1 protein-coding gene is annotated in these 2,014 nt (G+C 68.5%); it reads left to right on the forward strand.

Features of this window, described 5'->3' with window-relative positions; translation table 11 throughout:
- Positions 1-67 precede the first annotated feature (67 nt).
- On the forward strand, positions 68-1,819 hold the full coding sequence (locus CDN38_RS28485) for a transposase (RefSeq protein WP_075509669.1): 1,752 nt from the start codon (positions 68-70) through the stop codon (positions 1,817-1,819).
- Positions 1,820-2,014: the final 195 nt, after the last annotated feature.

Here is a 2,014-nt window from a genome sequence, read left to right on the forward strand (position 1 = left end):
CTAGGAGGGTGGTGTTTTTCGCGTGGCGTTGACCCGATAGTCGGGCGTGATCGGTGAGAATGGTTGGGTGAGTTTGGGTTTGACGCCGAAGCAGGCGGATTTGTGGCGGACGACGGTAGACTTCTGCGAGGGCCGGGTGGCACCGGACTCGATTTACGGTGTGCTGCACCGGGAGTGCTTCAGCCTGTTCCCAGACGAGATGTTCGCCGACTTGTTCACCGATGTGGGCCGGCGCAGCGTGCCGCCGATGATCGTGGCGGTGGTGATGGTGTTGCAGCGTATTGAGGGCCTCTCGGATCGGGAGGCGGTGGAGCGGTTCGCCTTCGATGCGCGGTGGAAGTATGCGGCGGGCGGGCTGGACTTCGATTATCCGGGGTTTGTGCACACGGTGCTGGTGGACATGCGGGCCCGGTTGGCGCGCTCGGATCGGCCGGACCGGATCTTTGAGGTGACGTTGGCCGCGGCCAAGGCGGCGGGTCTGGTGGGGCGGAAGCGGGTGCTGGATTCGACCCCGCTGTATGACGCGGTGGCCACGATGGACACGGTCACGCTGATCCGCTCGGCGATCCGGGGGCTGTTGCAGGTGGCCGACGCTGAGCTGCAGGCCCGGCTGCGGGCGCGGCTGTCCCGCGACGACGACTACGCGCGGGCGGGAAAACCGGTGTGTGATTACGACGATGCGGTGGCGCGGGAGGCGCTGGTGGACGCGTTGGCCCGCGATGCGCATGCGCTGTTGGCTTGCCTGGATGAGCAGCAGTTGGAGTCGGGGTTGGGCGAGGCCGCAAAGCTGTTGGCCACCGTGGTCGGCCAGGATCTCGACCAAGACGCGGCCGACGGGATGTTCCGCATCGCGCGGCGGGTCGCCGCCGATCGGGTGATTTCCACGGTGGACCCGCAGGCGCGCCACGGGCACAAGACCTCCGCTCGTGGTTTCGACGGATACAAGGGTCACATTGCGATCGACCCCGATGCCGAGATCATCACCGCCACCGAGGTCACCGCGGGCAACGCCGGCGACGCCGAACCCGCCACCGACCTGCTGGCTGGCGACCTGCCCACCCCGGTGGCCGAAGACACCAACACCGCCGACGGCGATTGCGGTGGTTCGCGGGACGACGCGAACCTCGCTGCAGGTGACGGCACGACGACGACGGCAAGCGCGGCCGGGCAGGCTCGCGGTGACGGTGACGTTGACGGTGACGGTGACGTTGACGGGGGCGCCCGTAGCGTGCGCGGCGCCGTAGACCAGCGGTGCCCGGCGGTCTACGGCGACGCCGCCTACGGTGCGGGCAAGCTGCTGGTCGTGTTGGAAACCGCGGGCGCGGAAATCTTCACCAAGGTGCAGCCGCCGACCGCGCCGGGCGGCCGCTACGCCAAGGACCGCTTCGCCATCGACCTCGACGCGGGCACGGCCACCTGCCCCAACGCGGTGACCGTCACTATCCGTGCGGCCACCGCCGGTGGTGGCACCGCGGTGTTCGGTTCGGCCTGCGCCTCCTGCCCACTGGCCGCGCAGTGCACCGGCTCCGCGACCGGGCGCACCATCGCAATCAGCCGCTACGAGGCCGAACTCACCCGCGCTCGCACCGCCCAAGCAGATCCGGCCTGGATCGCCGACTACAAGGCAACCCGCCCGAAAGTGGAACGCAAGATCGGCCACCTGATGCGCCGCCGCCACGGCGGCCGCCGCGCCCGTGTCCGCGGCCGCACCAAGGTCGCCGCCGACTTTTCTCTACTTGCCGCCGCGGTCAACCTCGCACGCCTGGGTGTGCTCGGATTGCACCGGGCAGGCGGAAACTGGGCCGCAGCCACGACCTGAAGCCGGTCAGTGAAGCCAACCAGCCCGCAACCGGCCCACCAGCGCCACTTGTGGACCCGCCAAACATCGGAATCGCCAATCACGACAACCGAATTCACCTGAGCTAGGAAGCACTCACGACGACACAGGCCCTGCCCAACAGCCCAACCGGTCAACCAGCGTCCCCGCAATGGCCGTAAAACACCACCCTCCTAG

This window comes from Mycobacterium ostraviense (assembly GCF_002705925.1).
Lineage (GTDB): Bacteria > Actinomycetota > Actinomycetes > Mycobacteriales > Mycobacteriaceae > Mycobacterium > Mycobacterium ostraviense.